General features: G+C 55.0%; 15 protein-coding genes. 6 read left to right on the top strand and 9 right to left on the bottom strand.

Going from position 1 to position 14,502, the window contains the following annotated elements; all coding sequences use genetic code 11:
- Window positions 1-90: 90 nt before the first annotated feature.
- Together sodA and kdgT are read left to right on the top strand one after the other, a co-directional pair.
- Window positions 91-711, top strand: coding sequence for a superoxide dismutase [Mn] (sodA, locus tag QMG90_RS21620; protein WP_283281837.1), 621 nt, complete (start codon window positions 91-93; stop codon window positions 709-711).
- A gap of 261 nt (window positions 712-972) precedes the next feature.
- Window positions 973-1,956, top strand: coding sequence for a 2-keto-3-deoxygluconate transporter (gene kdgT / locus QMG90_RS21615; RefSeq protein ID WP_283281835.1), 984 nt, complete (start codon window positions 973-975; stop codon window positions 1,954-1,956).
- 50 nt (window positions 1,957-2,006) lie between these two features.
- Here kdgT and QMG90_RS21610 read toward each other — a convergent pair whose 3' ends face one another.
- Window positions 2,007-2,900 (bottom strand): dihydrodipicolinate synthase family protein, encoded by an 894-nt coding sequence (locus QMG90_RS21610; RefSeq protein ID WP_283281833.1) that lies wholly within the window; start codon window positions 2,898-2,900, stop codon window positions 2,007-2,009.
- Window positions 2,901-3,058: 158 nt separating this feature from the next.
- Here QMG90_RS21610 and yiiM point away from each other — a divergent pair, with 158 nt between their 5' ends.
- On the top strand, window positions 3,059-3,733 hold the full coding sequence (gene yiiM / locus QMG90_RS21605; RefSeq protein ID WP_283281831.1) for a 6-hydroxyaminopurine reductase: 675 nt from the start codon (window positions 3,059-3,061) through the stop codon (window positions 3,731-3,733).
- 29 nt (window positions 3,734-3,762) lie between these two features.
- On the opposite strand, the gene cpxA is transcribed toward yiiM, so the two are convergent.
- A complete protein-coding gene (cpxA, locus tag QMG90_RS21600; protein WP_038161535.1) occupies window positions 3,763-5,139 on the bottom strand; it encodes an envelope stress sensor histidine kinase CpxA in 1,377 nt (458 codons plus the stop codon).
- A complete protein-coding gene (cpxR, locus tag QMG90_RS21595) occupies window positions 5,136-5,834 on the bottom strand; it encodes an envelope stress response regulator transcription factor CpxR (RefSeq protein WP_038161537.1) in 699 nt (232 codons plus the stop codon). Before cpxR ends, cpxA begins: the two co-directional genes overlap by 4 nt.
- Window positions 5,835-5,984: 150 nt before the next feature.
- On the opposite strand from cpxR, the gene cpxP reads away from it, so the two are divergent.
- The 3 genes from cpxP to pfkA all read left to right on the top strand — a co-directional run bounded on the left by cpxP (window position 5,985) and on the right by pfkA (window position 8,682).
- Window positions 5,985-6,488, top strand: coding sequence for a cell-envelope stress modulator CpxP (cpxP, locus tag QMG90_RS21590; protein ID WP_283281829.1), 504 nt, complete (start codon window positions 5,985-5,987; stop codon window positions 6,486-6,488).
- 138 nt (window positions 6,489-6,626) lie between these two features.
- The gene (fieF, locus tag QMG90_RS21585; protein ID WP_283281827.1) at window positions 6,627-7,532 is read left to right on the top strand and encodes a CDF family cation-efflux transporter FieF; all 906 of its coding nucleotides are present in this window, start codon (window positions 6,627-6,629) and stop codon (window positions 7,530-7,532) included.
- Between the two features lie 187 nt (window positions 7,533-7,719).
- Entirely contained in the window at window positions 7,720-8,682 is a 963-nt protein-coding gene (gene pfkA / locus QMG90_RS21580) for a 6-phosphofructokinase (protein WP_054180918.1), read from the top strand.
- 63 nt (window positions 8,683-8,745) lie between these two features.
- Here pfkA and rraA read toward each other — a convergent pair whose 3' ends face one another.
- The 6 genes from rraA to cytR form a co-directional block, all read right to left on the bottom strand.
- A complete protein-coding gene (rraA, locus tag QMG90_RS21575) occupies window positions 8,746-9,231 on the bottom strand; it encodes a ribonuclease E activity regulator RraA (protein WP_038160224.1) in 486 nt (161 codons plus the stop codon).
- Between the two features lie 92 nt (window positions 9,232-9,323).
- Complete coding sequence (menA, locus tag QMG90_RS21570) at window positions 9,324-10,244, bottom strand: 1,4-dihydroxy-2-naphthoate polyprenyltransferase (RefSeq protein WP_283281823.1); 921 nt, start codon at window positions 10,242-10,244, stop codon at window positions 9,324-9,326.
- Window positions 10,245-10,309: 65 nt separating this feature from the next.
- A complete protein-coding gene (hslU, locus tag QMG90_RS21565) occupies window positions 10,310-11,644 on the bottom strand; it encodes an ATP-dependent protease ATPase subunit HslU (protein WP_283281822.1) in 1,335 nt (444 codons plus the stop codon).
- Window positions 11,645-11,653: 9 nt separating this feature from the next.
- A complete protein-coding gene (gene hslV / locus QMG90_RS21560) occupies window positions 11,654-12,184 on the bottom strand; it encodes an ATP-dependent protease subunit HslV (protein ID WP_038160233.1) in 531 nt (176 codons plus the stop codon).
- Window positions 12,185-12,274: 90 nt separating this feature from the next.
- Window positions 12,275-13,261, bottom strand: a complete 987-nt coding sequence (ftsN, locus tag QMG90_RS21555) for a cell division protein FtsN (protein ID WP_283281820.1) — start codon at window positions 13,259-13,261, stop codon at window positions 12,275-12,277.
- Window positions 13,262-13,354: 93 nt separating this feature from the next.
- On the bottom strand, window positions 13,355-14,383 hold the full coding sequence (gene cytR / locus QMG90_RS21550; protein ID WP_283281818.1) for a DNA-binding transcriptional regulator CytR: 1,029 nt from the start codon (window positions 14,381-14,383) through the stop codon (window positions 13,355-13,357).
- Window positions 14,384-14,502: the final 119 nt, after the last annotated feature.

Raw genomic sequence — 14,502 nt, 5'->3', positions numbered from 1 at the left:
AACATTTTCAATATCATTTAATTAACTATAATGAACCAACTGATTACGCGGCGTTAACACCTCTGCCGCCCGACAATAATGGAGATGACTATGAGCTATACATTACCATCGCTGCCATACGCTTATGATGCACTGGAACCGCATTTCGACAAACAAACGATGGAAATCCATCACACCAAGCATCATCAGACCTATGTGAACAATGCGAATGCGGCACTGGAAAGCCTGCCGGAATTCGCCAGCCTGCCGGTTGAAGAACTGATCACCAAACTGGATCAGCTGCCAGCGGACAAAAAAACCGTACTGCGTAACAACGCGGGCGGTCACGCCAACCATAGCCTGTTCTGGAAAGGTCTGAAAAAAGGTACCTCCCTGCAGGGCGATCTGAAAGCGGCTATCGAGCGTGATTTCGGCTCTGTTGAGAAATTTAAAGAAGAATTCGAGAAAGCGGCTGCCACCCGTTTCGGCTCTGGCTGGGCGTGGCTGGTGCTGAAAGGCGACAAACTGGCGGTGGTTTCTACCGCGAACCAGGACTCGCCGTTAATGGGTGAAACCATTTCTGGCACGTCCGGTTTCCCGATCCTGGGTCTGGATGTGTGGGAACACGCTTACTACCTGAAATTCCAGAACCGCCGTCCGGACTACATCAAAGCGTTCTGGGACGTCGTCAACTGGGACGAGGCTGCTGCCCGTTTCGCGGCGAAAAAATAAGTTTTCATTGCCTTCGGGCATGAACGAAACCCTGCCTTTCACGGCGGGGTTTTTTATTGCCTGAAGCCTGTCTCATGTGATGTTTATCACCTTTAGAAACATTGATCTGATAAATTTAAAATGGAGTTTCAATTTGTAATTTAGATCACTTTTCTCTCTTGCAAGAATGTCTATTGTGGCTGCATCAAATACTGCTGATGGGTGTGTGGAAAGCAGAAATCGGCGGCAACAATTTATAATTCAGTGAGTTAAGGTGAGAATATGCAGATCAAACGTGCGATAGAAAAAATACCGGGTGGTATGATGCTTGTTCCGTTGTTTTTGGGCGCGCTCTGCCATACCTTCTCCCCCGGTGCGGGCAAATATTTTGGTTCCTTTACCAATGGGTTGATCACCGGCACCGTGCCAATTCTGGCCGTCTGGTTCTTCTGCATGGGGGCGTCCATCAAACTGAGCGCGACCGGTACGGTATTACGTAAATCCGGGACGCTGGTGGTGACCAAAATTGCCGTGGCGTGGGTAGTGGCTGCTATTGCGTCACGCATTATTCCGGAACATGGTGTTGAGGTCGGGTTCTTTGCCGGGATGTCCACGCTGGCGTTGGTGGCGGCAATGGATATGACCAACGGTGGTCTGTACGCGTCTATCATGCAGCAGTACGGCACCAAAGAAGAAGCGGGCGCGTTTGTTCTGATGTCGCTGGAGTCTGGTCCGCTGATGACCATGATTATCCTCGGTACCGCGGGCATCGCCTCCTTTGAACCACATGTGTTTGTCGGTGCGGTACTGCCGTTCCTGGTCGGTTTCGCGCTGGGCAACCTTGACCCTGATCTGCGCGATTTCTTCAGTAACGCCGTCCATACGCTGATCCCTTTCTTCGCCTTCGCGCTGGGTAACACTATCGATTTGACCGTGATTGCACAGACCGGTCTGTTGGGTGTCCTGCTGGGTCTGGCGGTCATTGTGGTGACGGGTATTCCGCTGATTATCGCTGACAAGTACATCGGTGGCGGCGACGGTACCGCGGGTCTTGCCGCGTCCAGCTCCGCAGGTGCGGCGGTGGCAACACCGGTACTGATTGCGGAAATGATCCCGGCATTCAAACCGATGGCACCGGCAGCTACCTCGCTGGTCGCAACCTCGGTGATTGTGACCTCTATTCTGGTGCCTATCCTGACCTCCATCTGGTCGCGTAAAGTGAAAGGCCAGGCGGCGGTAGCGGAGATCCGCGAAACGGTTAAATAACTGTTTGTTATGGAACATAAAGGAGCCCGGCATTGCCGGGCTTTTTGTCGTTACTGGATGCCGAACACGCTGTCGATGTGCTGACACTGTGCGGCGCTAAGCTCGCCGCCAAAGTTGCGGGAGTGGGGCTGACAGTAGCCAAACTTACGTGATACTACGGTTTTGATGGTGGTGACAAAATCGTCGCCAATCGAATAGATCGACATGAAGCGGCCAATCTCCCGCTGGACATTATGCAGCGTCTGGAAATCGCCTGCTGCCCAGGCTTCCCGCGCCTGCACGAACAGCTCCGGCATGATGTTATTCAGCCCGGAAATAATCCCCGCACCGCCCGCCAGCAGGTTAGGAATGAAGTATTCGTCATAACCGGAGAGCACCGCGAAATCGTTACGTACAGCTTCGGTGGCGATAATGATATTGCGCGTGTGCGACTGGCAATCCACTGTGTCTTTAATCCCGGCGAAATTCGGGAACTCTTTCGCCAGCGTAGCGGTGATTTCCGGGGTGATATCGCAGCCGGTACGCGCCGGGAAATTGTAGGCGAACCATTTACCGCTGAACTGCTTGCCGAGCGCTCTGAAATAGCTCAACAGCTGATTTGACGTCTGCCCGTAATAGTATGGTGGCAGCACCATCACGCCATCATAGCCGGTGCGGAACGCTTCCTCCGCCATGCGCACGATATCCGCCACGCAGGTGGAAGAGACGTTAGCAACCATTGCCAGCGGCGACATGGCGCGCGCCTCGCGGATGAGCTGCAGGCGCTCCTCAAGGCTGAGCGAGGCAAATTCACCGATACTGCCCATCAGCAAAATGACGTCAATTCTCGCCGCAGTCAGGCGAGCGAGATGTTGAGAGAGACCGTTCATGTCGAGCGCGCCCTGTGCATCCATCGGCGTTATCGAAGGGCACCAGACGCCAGAAAAACGAGAATGCGTGGTCATGTCGTTGACTCCTTGTTGTGAAATGGCGTTTCAAATAATCTTCATGAATAGCACGAACATTGAAACATAAGGTTTACGCCGGTCGCATTTTGCTTAGTCAATGAACAAAAAAATGTGTTCTACTATCGTCTGCGACGACAAAACGGAAGGGAGAACACATGCGATATCCGGTGGAGGTTTTTACAGGCAGGATCCGCGACTACGCAGGTAGCGGGCCGAGTGCTATCGCCAAGATTCAGCTCGACGGCGAACTGATGCTGACGGAGCTGGGGCTGGAAGGCGACGAGCAGGCTGAAAAGAAGTATCACGGCGGGCCCGATCGCGCGCTGTGCCATTATCCGCGTGAGCATTACGCCGACTGGGCGCGGCAGTTTCCCGAACTGGCAGAGCAGTTCTGCGCCCCGGCGTTTGGCGAGAATTTGTCGACCGAGGGGCTGACTGAGCAGAACGCCTTTATCGGTGATATTTTTCGCTGGGGTGATGCGCTGATTCAAATCACGCAGCCGCGCTCTCCCTGTTACAAGCTGAATTATCACTTTAATATCAGCGACATGGCGTCGCAGATGCAGAGCAGCGGCAACGTGGGCTGGCTGTATCGGGTGATTGCGCCGGGAAAGGTCTCCAGTGAATCGCCGCTGGAGCTGGTATCGCGGCTGAGCGAAATATCAGTTTATGAGGCGGCGGCCATTGCCTGGCATCTGCCGTTTGATGATGAACAGTATCACCGTTTGCTGTCGGCGGCGGGGTTATCGGTCAGTTGGGCGAGGACAATGCAGAAGCGGCGTTTAAGCGGTGAGATTGAGGATAATTCGCGGCGATTGACGGGGAAATAACCCTCCCTCCGATGGAGAGAGGGGTTTTATTACGGCGCGCGCTTGTACAGCGGCAGCCAGATCGTCAGACGTAAACCCCCGAGCGGGCTGTCGTCCGCTTTTACCCAGCCGCGATGCTGCTGGATGGCGGTTTCCACAATCGCCAGCCCCAGACCGGTACCGCCGGATTCACGATCCCGCGCCTCGTCGGTACGGTAGAATGGACGGAAAATCTGCTCTCTGTCTTCCGGGCTCACGCCCGGGCCGTCATCATCCACGTTAATGGTGATGCCGTCTTTATCCACCGCAAACGCCACCGAGATTTTGGTGTGCGAATAGCGCAGCGCATTGCGAACGATATTTTCAAATGCACTCTCCAGCGCATTCGGGTTACCGTACAGCGGCCACGGGCCCGGCGGGTATTCCACGGTGAAGGATTTGCCGACCTGTTCCGCTTCGAACGCGGCGTTGTCGAGCACTTCGCTCCACAACTGGTTTGCTTTCAGCGTTTCACTGACCAGCGCGTTTTTCTGCTGATTGCGCGACATCACCAGCAGATCATTGATCATGCTGTCCAGACGCTGCGCTTCCGTTTCAATGCGCTCCAGCTCTTTGCTCTCGCCCGCACGGCGACGCAGAAGCGCTGTGCCGAGCTGTAAGCGCGTCAGCGGCGTGCGAAGCTCGTGGGAGATGTCCGACAGCAAACGCTGCTGGGTGGTCATCATGCGTTCCAGCGCGGTCACCATCTGGTTAAAACTGGCGCCAGCCGCCAGGAATTCCTGCGGTCCGGCTTCCAGTTCCGGGTGCTGGCGTAAATTCCCCTGCGCCACTTCATCCGCCGCATTTTTCAGCTTACGGGCGGGTTTCGCCAGGCTCCACGCCAGCCACAGCAACAGCGGTGAGCTGACCAGCATGGTGACAATCAGCAACAGCAGCGGGCGGTCAAACAGCAGGTTGATAAAATCGGATTGCGAACTGCTGGCAGGGCGAATCAGATAGAGCTGGTAATTATCCTCCCCATCGCGGATGGCAAAGGGCCCGACCAGCTCTACCCGACCATACTTTTTCTTCTGCGGGTGATCGGCGTTATCCGCCTGACCGATGAAGTTACGGATGATCTGCATTTCGCTACGCTCGGCGCCGATCACACGTCCTTCACTGGTGACCAGCAACAGGCGCTGCCCCGGAGGCGCCCATTTATCGATAGCGCGAAACAGTCGGCGCCACCACATCAGGTCATTAGGAGGATCGTTGGCCAGCTCAGCTTCAACGTGCTGTTCAATCATGAGTCCCTGACGTTGCTCACTTTCCAGCAATTCGGTCATCTGACGCGAATCCAGTTTCGGCAACATCAATACCAGCATCAGCACCAGTGCCAGCGTCAACCAGAAGATGGCAAAGATACGTGCGGTCAAACTTCCTATCATGAAGCGGATACCATCAGATAGCCGCGGCCACGCAGGGTTTTAAACCAGGGATGACCATCTTTGCGCTCAGGTAGTTTGCGGCGCAGGTTGGAGATATGCATATCGATCGCGCGATCGAACGGCGTTAAGCGTTTGCCCAGCACTTCCTGGCTCAAATGTTCGCGAGAAACCACCTGGCCGAGATGCTGCGCCAGCAGGTACAACAGCGTGAATTCGGTGCCGGTCAGTTCCAGCGCCTGGCCATCGAAGCTCGCTTCCTGGCGCCCCGGGTTGAGGCTTAATGCGTCGACTTCGAGTGTCGGCGAACCGTTGTCGCTGTTCTGTTGCTGTTCGCTCCAGTGGGAACGGCGCAAAATCGCGCGAATACGCGCCACCAGTTCACGATCATTGAACGGTTTCGGTAAATAGTCATCCGCGCCAAGCTCAAGGCCCAGCACGCGATCCAGCTCGCTACCGCGCGCGGTCAGCATAATGACGGGGGTCTGGTGTGTCTGTCGTAACTCTTTAAGTGTGTCGATACCGTTTTTCTTCGGCATCATCACATCGAGTAAAAGCAAGTCGATGCTGTCGTCGAGCAGCGCCAGCGCCTGTTCGCCATCATGGGCGACCAGAACGTTGAAGCCTTCCATGTCCAGCAACTCCTTTAACAGGGAGGTGAGCTCCCGGTCATCATCAACTAACAGGATTTTATTCATTGTTTAAATACCTCCGAGGCAGAAAGTACGTCATCAAGGCTCGCTAATCCATGACTTTACGTTGTTTTACACCCCCTGACGCATGTTTGCAGCCTGAATCGTAGACTGTCTCTCGTTGAATCGCGACATTAAAGTTTTTGGGAGCAAGTGATGCGCAAAGTTATCGCTGCCGTCATGGCCTCAACGCTGGCGCTAAGTGCTTATAGCCAGGCTGCTGAAGTCGACACCAGCGTTAACGGGCAGCCGAATGTCGGCCCCGCCCAGCGAAACGGTCAGAACCACATGTTCGACGGCATAAGTTTAACCGAACATCAGCGCCAACAGATGCGGGATCTTATGCAACGAGCGCGGCATGACCAGCCCCCCGTTAATGTTAGCGAACAGGAGATAATGCATCGCCTTATCACCGCAAACCGTTTTGATGAAACCGCTGTGCGCGCCCAGGCTGAAAAGATGGCGCAAGAACAGGTCGCTCGCCAGGTCGAAATGGCGAAGGTACGAAATCAGATGTACCACCTGTTAACCCCGGAGCAGCAGGCGGTTTTAAATGACAAGCATCAGCAACGAATGGACCAGTTGCGAGAGATTGCCAGGATGCAGCAAAACGCAGCCATGGCGCTTTCCAGTAGCAGTAGTACCCTGAGTCACCAGTAACAAACCCTGTTTTCCTTGCCATAGACACCATCCCTGTCTTCCCCCTCATGATGAGGGGGTTTTTTTTGCCTGTTAATTAGGAAATTAATCCTTCACCGCTATCCGCTATACTAGCCGCAGAAACGAGCTGGAGTGTCTATGAACCAATCCTATGGACGACTTGTCAGCAGGGCGGCGATCGCGGCGACGATCATGGCTACCGTGCTGCTGGTAATTAAAATTTTCGCGTGGTGGTTTACCGGGTCCGTCAGTATTCTGGCGGCGCTGGTAGATTCATTAGTGGATATCGCCGCCTCGCTGACCAACCTGCTGGTGGTGCGTTATTCGCTACAGCCTGCAGATGAAGAGCACACCTTCGGCCACGGCAAAGCGGAGTCGCTGGCGGCATTGGCGCAAAGCATGTTTATTTCCGGATCGGCGCTGTTTTTGTTCCTCACCGGCATTCAGCATCTGGTGCAACCAGAGCCGATGAACCAGCCGGGCATCGGGGTGATTGTGACGATTATTGCGCTCATCAGCACCCTGATGCTGGTCACGTTTCAGCGCTGGGTGGTTCGCAAGACGCAAAGCCAGGCCGTTCGCGCCGATATGCTACATTATCAGTCTGATGTTATGATGAACGGTGCGATTCTGGTGGCGCTGGGGCTTGCCTGGCATGGCTGGCATCGCGCCGATGCCTTGTTTGCGCTGGGCATTGGCATCTATATTTTATATAGCGCGTTGCGTATGGGTTATGATGCGGTGCAGTCGCTGCTGGATCGTGCGCTGCCGGACGATGAACGTAGCGAAATAATCAGTATCGTGACAAGCTGGCCCGGCGTCAGCGGCGCGCACGATCTTCGAACGCGGCAGTCAGGGCCGACCCGCTTTATTCAGATTCATTTGGAAATGGAAGATAACTTGCCATTAGTTCAGGCGCATTTAGTGGCTGAGCAGGTGGAGCAGGCAATTTTGCAGCGTTTCCCGGGGTCTGATGTGATTATTCACCAGGATCCCTGCTCAGTGGTACCTCAGGGCCACCAGGGGCAGTTTGAACTTTCGTAATCGGTTGTAAATTTACCGGCCGGACTGGCATTTTTTGTATAAATTACCGCCGTTTGGTCTGACCTGAATCAATTCAGCACGAAGAGCTTGATATACTATTGCTACTAATAGAGTCGTTCACTCCCCGGTCCGGGAGCGCTTCGGGCAAAAGAATTAATTTTTAGCATTCCTAAGTTCAGAGGTAGTCATGATTAAAAAAATCGGTGTGTTGACAAGTGGCGGTGATGCTCCGGGCATGAACGCGGCGATCCGTGGCGTTGTGCGCGCAGCCTTGTCAGAAGGTCTGGAAATTTTTGGTATCTACGACGGGTACCAGGGTTTGTATGAAGATCGTATGGTTCAGCTCGACCGTTACAGTGTCTCCGATATGATCAACCGTGGCGGCACCTTCCTCGGTTCAGCGCGTTTCCCGGAATTCCGCGATGAAAATATTCGTGCTGTGGCTATCGAAAACATGAAAAAACGCGGGCTCGACGCGCTGGTGGTTATTGGCGGTGACGGTTCGTACCTCGGTGCGCAACGTCTGACCGAAATGGGCTTCCCGTGCATCGGTCTGCCGGGCACCATCGACAACGACATCAAAGGCACTGACTACACCATCGGTTTCTTCACCGCACTGGGTACCGTGGTTGAAGCGATTGACCGCCTGCGTGACACCTCTTCTTCTCACCAGCGTATTTCCATCGTAGAAGTGATGGGCCGTTACTGCGGCGACCTGACCCTGGCGGCGGCAATTGCTGGCGGCTGTGAGTTCGTTGTGGTGCCGGAAGTGGAATTCAACCGTAACGATCTGGTTGCTGAAATCAAAGCGGGTATTGCGAAAGGCAAGAAACACGCGATTGTGGCGATTACTGAGCACGTTTGCGACGTTGACGAACTGGCGCATTTCATTGAGAAAGAAACCGGCCGTGAAACCCGTGCAACCGTTCTGGGTCACATCCAGCGTGGTGGTTCTCCGGTGCCTTACGACCGTATTCTCGCTTCCCGTATGGGCGCTTATGCCATTGAACTGCTGCAGCAGGGTTACGGTGGTCGCTGCGTTGGTATCCAGAACGAGAAACTGGTTCACCACGACATCATCGATGCTATCGAAAATATGAAGCGTCCGTTCAAGACTGACCTGCTGGACTGCGCGAAGAAATTGTACTGATGGGCTGAGCCTGTCGGCAGAATAAAAAAAGCCTTCTCATTGAGAAGGCTTTTTTGTCGGTCATTATTCGATATCGAGGGGATCTTCGGACAGGATAATGCCAGTATTGTCGGCATACAGATGATCACCAGAGAAGAAGGTCACACCGCCGAAATTGACGCGAATGTCGCTTTCGCCAATGCCTTCACCCGCAGCACCCACCGGGATTGCCGCCAGCGCCTGAATGCCCAGATCCATCTCTTCCAGGTCATCCACCTGACGCACCGCGCCATAGATGACAATGCCTTCCCATTCATTCTGAACGGCAAGACGGGCGAGATCGGCATCAAGTAATGCCCGACGGACAGAACCACCGCCATCGACCAGCAGAATGCGGCCACGGCCATTCTGTTCGAGCATATCGTACAGCAACCCGTTATCCTCGAAACATTTCACCGTGATGATCTGCCCACCAAACGACGAACGTCCTCCAAAGTTGGAGAACAGCGGTTCCACGACGTTGACATCTTCCTGATAGATGTCACAAAGCTCGGAAGTATCGTATTTCATAGGATTTACGTTCAGTTGCTGCAAGAGTTTTCAGTATATCGCGCTAAGTGCGTTGTTGGCAAAATCATCAATTGTTAATTGATATTTGTCAGTTACGCTGCGAGCCTGCTGCCGATAATCCCAATCACAAACAGCAGGTTAGTCAGCAGTGCCGCTTTTACCGTCTGTTCGAGCATCGGACGCATGGCTGCCGGATCGCGTTCACGCACCACATAACGGGCCTGTTTCACCAGCAGTGGCGCGGCGAGAATAAACAGCCAGCCCCAGAGGCTGTGCAGTGAAATCAGGTTAAACAGCGCCAGACAGAGCAGGGCGCCCATCAGCAGACAGACGTGATAACGGCGCGCATTAACCGGACCGAGGCGTACGGCGAGCGTGTTCTTGCCGTTTTCGCTGTCGCTGGTAATGTCGCGCAGATTATTGATGTTCAGCACTGCCGTCGCCAGCAGACCACAAGCGGTGGCGGGCAGGAAAATCGCCGGGTGGATGTTATGCGCCTGCAGATACCAGCTACCCATCACGCTCAGCCAGCCGAAGAAAATCAGCACTGAAATGTCGCCAAGCCCGATATAACCGTACGGACGCGTGCCGACGGTATAAGTGATGGCGGCGATGATCGACAACCCGCCAAGCACCAGAAAGCCGATAAAGTCGCCAATTCCCTGATACGCGGCAAACAGCAGCGCCAGACCGGAGAGGCAAATCAGCGCGACGGTGACAATCAGCGCCCGCTTCATCTGCGACTGGGTGATCATCCCTTTCTGCATACCGCGCAACGGCCCGAGGCGATCAGGCTTGTCGCTGCCCTTCATGGCATCGCCGTAGTCGTTTGCCAGGTTGGATAAGATTTGCAGTAAACCCGCGGTGATCAACGCCAGCACAGCGACCAGCGGATCGAAATATCCTTGCCACCAGGCGAGCGCAGTACCGACGACAATCGCGGCAAACGCGAGGGGCAACGTTTTAGGGCGGAGGCTTTCCAGCCAGGCCTGAGTGCGGCTAATTTCAGTCATAGTTCCAGCCAAAAAAATGGGGGCGAAAGCCCCCATCAACAAAGATGAAAATGCATTTACCGCGATTATAGAATAAAACGGCTCAGATCTTCATCTGCCACCAACGCATCCAGATGTTTGCTCACATAATCTGCGTCAATGGTAATGGTTTCGCCGCCCAGTTCGCTGGCATCAAAGGAGATTTCCTCCACCAGACGTTCCAGCACGGTGTGCAGACGACGCGCACCGATGTTCTCGGTGGATTCGTTAACCTGCCACGCGGCCTGGGCGATGCGCTTGATACCATCGTCGGTAAAGTCGATGTTGACCCCTTCAGTCGCCATCAGCGCTTTGTACTGCACGGTAACGGAGGCGTTTGGCTCTGTCAGGATGCGCTCGAAATCTTCCGTGGTCAGCGCCTGCAGCTCAACGCGGATCGGCAGACGACCCTGCAGTTCCGGGATCAGGTCAGACGGGCTGGCCACCTGGAACGCCCCGGAGGCGATAAACAGAATGTGGTCGGTTTTCACCATGCCGTGTTTGGTAGAGACGGTGCAGCCTTCCACCAGCGGCAGCAGGTCGCGCTGCACACCTTCGCGGGAGACGTCCGGGCCGGAGGTGTTGCCGCCGCGCTTACAGATTTTGTCGATTTCGTCGATGAATACGATCCCGTGCTGCTCAACGGCATCAATGGCGTCCTGCTTCAGCTCTTCCGGGTTCACCAGTTTCGCGGCTTCTTCTTCCACCAGCAGTTTCAGCGCGTCTTTGATCTTCAGCTTACGCGGTTTCTGTTTCTGCCCGCCCAGGTTCTGGAACATGGACTGCAACTGGCTGGTCATTTCTTCCATTCCCGGCGGCGCCATGATTTCAACGCCCATCGGCGCTGCCGCCAGGTTTATCTCGATTTCTTTGTCGTCCAGCTGGCCTTCACGCAGTTTTTTGCGGAATGCCTGACGCGCGGCAGACGGTTCCTGTGCCGCTTCGTTCTGGCCCCAGTTATTTTTCGCCGGGGGGATCAGCACATCAAGAATGCGCTCTTCCGCCAGCTCTTCCGCGCGATAGCGGTTTTTCTCGATCGACTGCATGCGCACCATTTTCACGGCGGCATCGGTCAGATCGCGAATGATGGAATCCACCTCTTTCCCGACGTAGCCCACTTCGGTGAATTTAGTGGCTTCGACCTTGATAAACGGCGCGTTAGCCAGCTTCGCCAGGCGACGGGCGATTTCCGTTTTACCGACACCGGTCGGGCCGATCATCAGAATATTTTTTGGCGTTACTTCATGGCGCAGCTCTTCATCCAGCTGCATACGACGCCAGCGATTACGCAGGGCAATAGCCACGGAGCGCTTCGCCGCGTCCTGGCCGATAATGTGTTTGTTCAGTTCGCTGACAATTTCGCGTGGGGTCATTTCAGACATGGGAGATCCTTACGCTTTAGAGGGTAATTCTTCGATGGTGTGGAAATGGTTGGTATAAATGCAGATATCACCTGCAATATCCAGCGCTTTGACCGCGATGTCGCGGGCGCCCATTTCGGTGTTTTCCAGCAGCGCGCGAGCTGCAGCCTGCGCATAAGGGCCGCCGGAGCCAATGGCGATCAGATCGTTTTCAGGCTGAACGACGTCACCGTTACCGGTGATGATAAGAGAGGCGTTTTCGTCCGCGACAGCCAGCAGGGCTTCGAGCTTGCGCAACATGCGATCGGTGCGCCAGTCTTTTGCCAGCTCAACGGCCGCTTTGACCAGATGGCCCTGGTGCATTTCCAGTTTACGTTCAAACAGTTCGAACAGCGTGAACGCGTCTGCAGTGCCACCCGCGAAACCAGCAATCACTTTGTCGTTGTACAGACGGCGGACTTTTTTCACGTTGCCTTTCATGACGGTATTGCCCAGCGTGGCCTGACCATCACCGGCGATAACCACATGACCGTTACGGCGAACACTTACTATTGTTGTCACGAGCAGACCCCTTGGTTGCAATTCAGAATACGCGCCCCGCACAGTGTACGGGGCAGAATGCAATTATAGATGGGGGGCAATTTGGGGGTTTCAACCCCCGGCGCCGAGACGAATGCAGTTTGTGTGACCGGCCAGCTTCAGGCGGTTGATGGTGCTGTCGGCGTTATCTTTGCCTTTTACCGGGCCGATAACGACGCGATTCCAGCCGTTGTTGGTGGTGATGCGGGAGTCAAAGCCTTCAAAGGCGAGCTGGGCGCGCACGGTTTCGGCCTGGTCGACGCCTTTAAACGAACCGCATTGTACCATCCAGCGGCGTTCGTCTTTTTTCTCCGCCGTCGCTTTCGGCGCTTCCGGTTCACGGGTGACCGGCGCTGCCTGCTGCGTTTTCGGCTGTTGCGCCGTGGTATGCGCCGGCGTCTGGATCAGATCCTGATAAGGCTGCTGGCTGGAGGTTGTTTGTTTCGGCTGCTGCGTCTGACGCGGCGGCTGGGTCGTTTGCGCGGTGCGCGGCTGCTCCGCGACGCGGAGTTGCGTACGGGGCTGCTGGACAGGCTGCGTTTGCGTCCACTGTTGTTGCTGTTGCGCCTGCTGCTGTTGCTGAGCCAGACGCTGACGCTGCAGCGTTTGCTGGCGCTGCTCCGGCGTTTGCTCATTCCACGGCACTTCGGTGAGCTGCGTCGGCTGCTGGCGCATATCGGCCTGCATCTGCGCTAACAACTGGCGCTGTTCATCCGTCAGTTGATCGGCATTTTTCACTTCGCCGCCCGCAGACGGTTCTGTTGGCGCGCGAACGCCAGGCTGGCGGCTTTCCAGCTCTTTAATGTAACGCCAGCGCTCTTCAGGTTTTGGCGGCAAACCGTTGCCCGTCATCTGACGGCTCTGCAACGTATCGGCATCTTCTTTTTTGTGGTGGGTAATAAAATACAGGCCACCGATAAAGGCCACCAGCACAGCGGCAGCGATGGCGACCATAGCGGGTGAAACGGAAGAAAAGCTGCTCTGCTTTTTCCTTGAGGTGCTCTTTTTGCGCCGCGAAGGAGCCGGTTGGCTGCGGCGTACATAATCTCGTTGTGCCACTATCGTTTCGCTGTATTTATTCGTTTCTCAGCCCGCCATGTTACTTAAGCGGCGGGGCTTTGACCAGATGACCGTGTCCGAAAGCCGTTTGCTTTAGGGATTTATTTTACGCGTCGTGCCGCGAACGATCAGTTCACAGTCAAGTAAACGCGAGCCACTGCTGACATTTTGCCCGTGCAGCTGATCCAATAACAGCAGCATCGCCTCGCGGCCGATATCAAAACGCGGTTGGGAGACGGTGGTCAACGGCGGGTCGCAAAACTCCGATAACGAGATGTTATCAAAGCCAATAAGAGACAAATCATTCGGGATTTTCAGCCCCCGACGTTTCGCATATGAGAGCGCGCCCAGCGCCATGATGTCGCTGTGGCAGAATACCGCCGTGGGCGGTTTCGGCAGCGCCAGCAACTGTTCCAGCGCCTGGCCGCCCGCTTCATAGGTGAAATTACCGCGCGCAATGTAGTGCGGATCAATTGTGATGCCGTTACGACGCAGCGCCTGTACGTAGCCCTGCAAACGGTAGTGGCACAGCGGCATCTCTTCGGGGCCGGCGATGCAGCCAATCCGCTCATGGCCCAGTTCGTGGAGATAATTAACGGCGTCAAAGGCGGCGGTCAGGTTGTCGATGTGAACGGTTGGCAGTTCCAGCTCAGGCGCGAACTCGTTGGCCATCACCATTGGCGGCAGATTGCGTTGTTCTTCAATGCTGGCGTCAAAGGGGAGCCGTGAGCCCAGCAGCAGCATGCCATCAATTTGTTTGGTGATGATCAGATCAATGAAGGTTTTTTCCTGCTGGTTCTGATGCGCGCAGTCGCCAATCAGCACCAGATAGCCATGTTTGGCGGCAGTGACTTCAATACCGCGGATGGTTTCGCTGAAAAAGGGATCGCAGATATCCGGGACAATCACCAGAATCGTGCGTGATTCGTTGCGCTTCATGTTGCGACCGAGCGACTGCGGTAAATAGCCGACTTCCAGCGCCGCCTGTTCAACCCGGTTGCGGGTTGCCTGCGACACTTTGTCGGGATTCATTAACGCACGGGACACGGTTGCCGTTGAGACGTTGGCCTTGATGGCAACGTCCTTCATGGTAGCAGCAACGACCTCTTTTTTAGGCTTCACCTGGTTTCTCCTCGCTGACGGGTGCAGACACATCCGCTGTCTCTGACTTCAGCTCACATTTTTATCAGATAGTGGGTCATGAGAGTTACAGAATTTTCATGAAAAATGTGATGAATCTT

The sequence above is a fragment of the Trabulsiella odontotermitis genome, assembly GCF_030053895.1.
Classification (GTDB): domain Bacteria; phylum Pseudomonadota; class Gammaproteobacteria; order Enterobacterales; family Enterobacteriaceae; genus Trabulsiella; species Trabulsiella odontotermitis_C.
The sequence above is the reverse complement of the archived record's forward strand: the minus strand, read 5'-3'. Positions and strand labels throughout refer to the sequence as shown.

Bases quoted from the DNA above. Each gene is read 5' to 3' on its own strand.
- sodA (WP_283281837.1), top strand. From the start codon at position 91: ATGAGCTATACATTACCATCGCTGCCATACGCTTATGATGCACTGGAA.
- kdgT (WP_283281835.1), top strand. From the start codon at position 973: ATGCAGATCAAACGTGCGATAGAAAAAATACCGGGTGGTATGATGCTT.
- QMG90_RS21610 (WP_283281833.1), bottom strand. From the start codon at position 2,900: ATGACCACGCATTCTCGTTTTTCTGGCGTCTGGTGCCCTTCGATAACG.
- yiiM (WP_283281831.1), top strand. From the start codon at position 3,059: ATGCGATATCCGGTGGAGGTTTTTACAGGCAGGATCCGCGACTACGCA.
- cpxA (WP_038161535.1), bottom strand. From the start codon at position 5,139: ATGATAGGAAGTTTGACCGCACGTATCTTTGCCATCTTCTGGTTGACG.
- cpxR (WP_038161537.1), bottom strand. From the start codon at position 5,834: ATGAATAAAATCCTGTTAGTTGATGATGACCGGGAGCTCACCTCCCTG.
- cpxP (WP_283281829.1), top strand. From the start codon at position 5,985: ATGCGCAAAGTTATCGCTGCCGTCATGGCCTCAACGCTGGCGCTAAGT.
- fieF (WP_283281827.1), top strand. From the start codon at position 6,627: ATGAACCAATCCTATGGACGACTTGTCAGCAGGGCGGCGATCGCGGCG.
- pfkA (WP_054180918.1), top strand. From the start codon at position 7,720: ATGATTAAAAAAATCGGTGTGTTGACAAGTGGCGGTGATGCTCCGGGC.
- rraA (WP_038160224.1), bottom strand. From the start codon at position 9,231: ATGAAATACGATACTTCCGAGCTTTGTGACATCTATCAGGAAGATGTC.
- menA (WP_283281823.1), bottom strand. From the start codon at position 10,244: ATGACTGAAATTAGCCGCACTCAGGCCTGGCTGGAAAGCCTCCGCCCT.
- hslU (WP_283281822.1), bottom strand. From the start codon at position 11,644: ATGTCTGAAATGACCCCACGCGAAATTGTCAGCGAACTGAACAAACAC.